Origin of the sequence: Cryobacterium sp. 10I1 (assembly GCF_035019805.1) — a bacterium.
In the GTDB taxonomy this organism is placed as follows: Bacteria; Actinomycetota; Actinomycetes; order Actinomycetales; family Microbacteriaceae; genus Cryobacterium; species Cryobacterium glucosi.
This window is the reverse complement of sequence record NZ_JASJVF010000222.1, coordinates 1-5405: the sequence shown is the minus strand read 5'-3', so window position 1 is coordinate 5405 and position 5405 is coordinate 1. Positions and strand designations below refer to the sequence as shown.

5 protein-coding genes are annotated in these 5405 nt (G+C 67.8%); all 5 read right to left on the bottom strand.

Annotated features, from left to right (window positions below; genetic code table 11):
• On the bottom strand, positions 1-707 hold a 707-nt coding region (locus tag QN345_RS15095), incomplete at its 3' end, for a translation initiation factor IF-2 N-terminal domain-containing protein (protein WP_323508817.1).
• Positions 708-783: 76 nt separating this feature from the next.
• The gene (locus tag QN345_RS15090) at positions 784-1041 is read right to left on the bottom strand and encodes a YlxR family protein (RefSeq protein ID WP_134445863.1); all 258 of its coding nucleotides are present in this window, start codon (positions 1039-1041) and stop codon (positions 784-786) included.
• 8 nt (positions 1042-1049) lie between these two features.
• Positions 1050-2060, bottom strand: coding sequence for a transcription termination factor NusA (gene nusA / locus QN345_RS15085; protein ID WP_134445864.1), 1011 nt, complete (start codon positions 2058-2060; stop codon positions 1050-1052).
• Between the two features lie 135 nt (positions 2061-2195).
• The gene (locus QN345_RS15080; RefSeq protein ID WP_134445865.1) at positions 2196-3959 is read right to left on the bottom strand and encodes a proline--tRNA ligase; all 1764 of its coding nucleotides are present in this window, start codon (positions 3957-3959) and stop codon (positions 2196-2198) included.
• 128 nt (positions 3960-4087) lie between these two features.
• Positions 4088-5245, bottom strand: a complete 1158-nt coding sequence (gene ispG / locus QN345_RS15075; protein ID WP_322188184.1) for a flavodoxin-dependent (E)-4-hydroxy-3-methylbut-2-enyl-diphosphate synthase — start codon at positions 5243-5245, stop codon at positions 4088-4090.
• Positions 5246-5405: the final 160 nt, after the last annotated feature.

Below are 5405 nucleotides of genomic sequence, written 5' to 3'. Positions count from 1 at the left end.
GGACGGGGGATGTTGCTCGGGGCCGTCGAGGACGGCGGGCGCTGGCCCATGCCCTGTGCGCTCGCGAACGGGTTGTTGCCCGGACGCGGCGTGGGGGTCTTGCCCATGCCCTGGTTGCTGGCGAAGGGGTTGTTGCCCGGACGTGCCGACGGCGGGCGCGGAACGCTCGCGCCGGGCTTGGCGCCCGTGGACGGACCACGGTCGGACTTGGCCGCCGGGGTGGCCGTCTTCGGGGCGGTCGGGTCTGCTGCGGCAGCCTGTTCGGCAGCCTTCTCGATGCTCGCGGACTTCTCAGCGGCTGCGGCCTTTTCGACGGCGACCGTCTGGCGCTCTGCGACGGTGAGGGGCGCGACGGGATGCGGTGCGGCATCCGCTGCGGGGGCTTCGACGGGCGCGGCAGGAGCCGCACTCGGGCGTGCACCCGGCTTGACCGCGAGGCGGGCCGGTGAGGGCCGCGCGCCGGGCTTGACGCCTGTGGGGGCACCCGGCGTTGCGCTGGCACCCGGGGTGGTTGACGGGGCAGTGGTTCCGGCGCCGGAAGCGGCGTCGGCCAGCAGAGCCGCGCGCAGACGACGGGCTACCGGGGGTTCAACACTGCTGGACGGGCCCTTGACGAACTCGCCCATCTCTTTCAGTTTCGCAAGGGCTACCTTGCTGTCGACATTGAGCTCGCTAGCGATCTCATGTACGCGTGGTTTCGCAGCCACAATTCTCCAATTCCGGGTCTGCACCCGGAAAGGGGCAGACCGTTAGTAACGGACGGGTCTCATTTCGAGCCGCTCATTAGTTGTCCATTAGCCAGTTCAGCCTGTTCTCTAGTTGTTTCGCGTCCAGAGGACTGGTCACGCGAAGGGCACGCCCGAAAGCGCGTCGCCGCAGTGCGTCTTGGAAGCATTCGATGCTGGGATGCAGCCACGCGCCTCGACCGGGCAGAGTGGCGGTTTGATCCACCACGAGTTCCGAGTCTCGGGCTACGAACCTCTGTAAAGAGGCACGCGGAGCGCGCGAACGGCATCCAATGCACGTTCTAACGGGTTCCATCGTACCCCCTATTCCGTGTCCTCCAGGATGCTGTCCGGCTGGATGTCGATTTTGGCACCCGTCAGCTTGGCGGCCAGACGGGCATTCTGGCCCTCCTTGCCGATCGCGAGCGAGAGCTGGTAGTCGGGAACGAGGGCGCGAACGGCCTTGATCGACTGGTCGATCACGTAGGCGCTCGTCACCTTAGCCGGCGACAGGGCGCTCGCGACGAACGTCGCGAGGTCCGGCGAGTAGTCGACGATGTCGATCTTCTCGTTGTTGAGCTCAGCCGTCACGGCCCGGACGCGCTGGCCCAGTTCGCCGATGCAGGCGCCCTTGGCGTTGACGCCGGGCTCGGTCGCGCGCACGGCCATCTTGGTGCGGTGGCCGGCCTCGCGGGCGAGGGAGACGATCTCGACGACACCGCTCGCGATCTCGGGGACCTCGAGGGCGAACAGGCGCCGGACGAGGGACGGGTGGGTGCGCGACACGGTGATCTGCGGCCCCTTGAGGCCCTTGCCGACGGCCGTGACGTAGACCCGGATCCGGGCTCCGTGCACGTAGGTCTCGCCGGGGACCTGTTCTTCCGGCGGAAGGATCGCTTCGATCGTGCCGAGGTCGACGTGGATCATCCGCGGGTTCGGGCCCTGCTGGATGACGCCGGCGACGATCTCGCCCTCGCGTCCCTTGAATTCTCCGAGTACCGCGTCATCGGCCAGGTCGCGGAGACGCTGGTTGATGACCTGCTTCGCGGCGAAGGCCGCGATCCGGCCGAAGTCGGTCGGGTTGTTGATCGCTTCGCCGATGACGTTGCCGTCGTCGTCGAGCTCTGGTACAAAAATGTCGACATGGCCGGACTTGCGGTCGAGGACGACACGCGCTTCCGGCTCTTCTTCGACGGCCTGCTTCGTTGTCTCACCCTGGTGGGTGTGCTTGACGTATGCCGTCAAGATCGCCTGCTCGATGATCTGCACGAGTTCCTCGAAGGGAATCTCTTTCTCGCGCTCCAACTGCCGCAACACGCTGAGGTCGATGTCCATGGCCGGCCTCCTCTATTCAGATTCTGCCGCCGCGAAACTGCGCAGCGGGCTGGTATCTACGGTACCCGACGGAACAGGCGCCCGTCACCCCGAAGGGGACGGGCGCCTGTTCCAGACGGACTTTCTGGGCGGTTCTCAGGCGAAGTGCGCCCCGAGGTTGTCCACAGCGCACTGGATGCGCTCTCCCGAGCTGCGGTCCCAGAGCTCGACGATGCCGTCGACGGCTCCGCGTCCGACGATCACGATCTGCGGGACCCCGATCAGTTCGGCGTCGCCGAACTTGACGCCGGGCGAGACCTTGCGGCGGTCGTCGTAGATGACCTCCCGCCCGGTCGCCTCGAGGGTCGCGGCCACCGCGGCCGCGGTCTCGAAGACGATCTCGTCGCGCCCTGCCGCGATCACGTGCACGTCGAACGGGGCGACCGACACCGGCCAGATCAGGCCCTTCGGATCGTTGTTGAGCTCCGCGAGGAGGGCGAGGATGCGGGTGACCCCGATCCCGTACGAACCCATCGTGACCGTGACGAGCTTTCCGTTCTCGTCGAGAACCTTGAGTCCGAGCGCTTCGGCGTACTTCCGGCCGAGCTGGAAGACGTGGCCGATCTCGACGCCGCGGGCAAGCTCGACAGGGCCGGAGCCGTCGGGCGCCGGGTCGCCGGCGCGAACGTTCGCGACCTCCGCGGTTCCGTCGGCGGCGAAGTCGCGCCCGGCGACGAGGCCGAAGACGTGACGACCGTTCTCGTTCGCTCCGGTGATCCACGCGGTGCCGTCGACGACGCGGGGGTCGACGAGATAACGGATGCCGGTGGCCGATTTCTCGCCGAGCACTGCACCGGCCAGGGCCCACGGTCCGATGTAGCCCGTGACGAGACCCGGGTGCTTGGCGAGGTCGCCTGCGTTCGCCGCTTCGACCTCTGCGGGGGCGAAGGCGACCTCGGCGCGCTTGAGGTCGACGTCGCGGTCACCCGGAACGCCGACGATGACGAGGTCGCGGGTGCCGTCGAGGTTGGTCAGGGCGAGCACGATGTTCTTGAGGGTGTCCGCTGCGGTCCACTCCCTGCCGTCGGTGCGCGGGTGGTTCGCGTTCGCGCTGTCGACGAGGGTCTGGATGGTCGGGGTGTCCGGGGTGTCGTGCACCTCGGCGGCCGGAAGCGCCGTCCAGTCGATGACGGGAGGGACCAGGGTCGTGAATGCCTCGACGTTGGCGGCGTACCCGCCCGCCGAACGCACGAAGGTGTCTTCGCCGATGGGGGTGGGGTGCAGGAACTCTTCGCTCCGGGATCCGCCCATCGCACCGGCATCCGCCTTGACGATGACGTACTCGAGGCCGAGACGGGTGAAGATGCGCTCGTAGGCGTCGCGCTGGGCCTGGTAGCTCAGGTCGAGGCCGGCGTCGGTGTAGTCGAAGGAGTACGCGTCCTTCATCGTGAACTCGCGGCCGCGGAGGAGGCCGGCGCGGGGACGGGCCTCGTCGCGGTACTTGTCCTGGATCTGGTAGATCGACAGGGGCAGGTCCTTGTAGCTGTTGTAGAGGTCCTTGACGAGCAGCGTGAAGACCTCCTCGTGGGTCGGCGCGAGCAGGAGGTCGCTGCCCTTGCGGTCCTGGAGGCGGAAGAGGCCCTCGCCGTACTCGTCCCAGCGGCCGGTGACCTCGTAGGGTTCGCGCGGGAGCAGGGCGGGGAAGTGCACCTCGAAGGCACCGGCCTCGGCCATCTCCTCGCGGACGATGGTCTCGATCTTGTTCTTGACGCGGAGGCCGATCGGGAGCCAGGCGAAGATGCCGGGGGCCTGGCGGCGGATGTAACCGGCCCGGACGAGGAGTCGGTGACTGGTGACCTCGGCATCCGAGGGGTCTTCGCGAAGGGTACGGAGGAAATAAGACGACAGACGTGTAGGCACCCCCCTACTTTACGGCGCGCGCCGGACACGACTGTTGCCGTTGCGGACAACCGTGGCCGGCAGAGCAGGCTCAGTTGTCCGCAACGGCAACAGTTTCCGCGGGAATGCGGCGGTTGCGGCGGGTCGCGCTACCGCGAGATGGTGACCACGGGGACGCCGAGGGAGTCCTCGGACGGCGGCATCTCTGCGGCGAGGCGGTTGGCCTCCTCGATCAGGGTCGCGACGATCTCGGACTCCGGCACGGTCTTGATGACCTCGCCGCGCACGAAGATCTGGCCCTTGCCGTTGCCGGATGCGACGCCGAGGTCGGCGTCGCGGGCCTCGCCCGGTCCGTTGACGACGCAGCCCATCACGGCGACGCGCAAAGGAACGGTCATGCCCTCGAGGCCGTCGGTGACGTCGTTCGCGAGCTTGTAGACATCCACCTGGGCGCGGCCGCAACTCGGGCAGGAGACGATCTCGAGCTTGCGTTCGCGGAGGTTGAGCGACTGGAGGATCTGCAGGCCGACCTTGACCTCTTCGGCGGGAGGGGCGCTGAGCGACACGCGGATGGTGTCGCCGATGCCCTCGCCGAGCAGGATGCCGAAGGCCGTCGCGCTCTTTATGGTGCCCTGGAAGGAGGGGCCGGCCTCGGTGACACCCAGGTGCAGGGGCCAGTCGCCGCGCTCGGCGAGGAGGCGGTACGCCTTGACCATGATCACGGGGTCGTTGTGCTTGACCGAGATCTTGAAGTCGTGGAAGTCGTGTTCCTCGAAGAGGCTCGCCTCCCAGACGGCGCTCTCGACGAGCGCCTCAGGGGTGGCCTTGCCGTACTTCTGCATGATGCTCGGCTCGAGGGAGCCGGCGTTGACGCCGATCCGGATCGAGACGCCGGCGGCCTTGGCCGCCGCCGCGATCTTGCCGACCTGGTCGTCGAACTTGCGGATGTTGCCCGGGTTGACCCGCACGCCGGCGCAGCCCGCGTCGATCGCCGCGAACACGTAACTCGGCTGGAAGTGGATGTCCGCGATCACGGGGATCTGGCTCTTCTTCGCGATGATCGGCAGGGCCTCTGCGTCGTCACGGCTCGGGACGGCGACACGCACGATATCGCATCCGCTCGCCGTGAGTTCGGCGATCTGCTGCAGGGTGCCGTTGATGTTGGTGGTCGGGGTCGTCGTCATCGACTGGACGCTCACACGGGCGTCACCGCCGACGAGGACCTTGCCGACCTTGATCTGCCGGCTCTTGCGCCGGGGAGCGAGGATTTCAGGTACTTTGGGCATTCCCAAATTGATTGCAGCCACGCGAATATCTTAGGTGCCCTGACTGGGCGGATGCCCGGCCCAGGCGATTTCCGCACCGGGCCGGCCGTTGCGCGCCGGCTCCGCCGCTACGCGACAGGCGTGCCTGCAGCAAAGCGGCGCAAGTGGCGCGCTCGCCCGGAGGAGCCGGGAACCGGTCGCG

Coding starts and splice junctions, on each gene's coding strand:
- QN345_RS15090 (WP_134445863.1), bottom strand. CDS start 1,041: ATGGAACCCGTTAGAACGTGCATTGGATGCCGTTCGCGCGCTCCGCGT.
- nusA (WP_134445864.1), bottom strand. CDS start 2,060: ATGGACATCGACCTCAGCGTGTTGCGGCAGTTGGAGCGCGAGAAAGAG.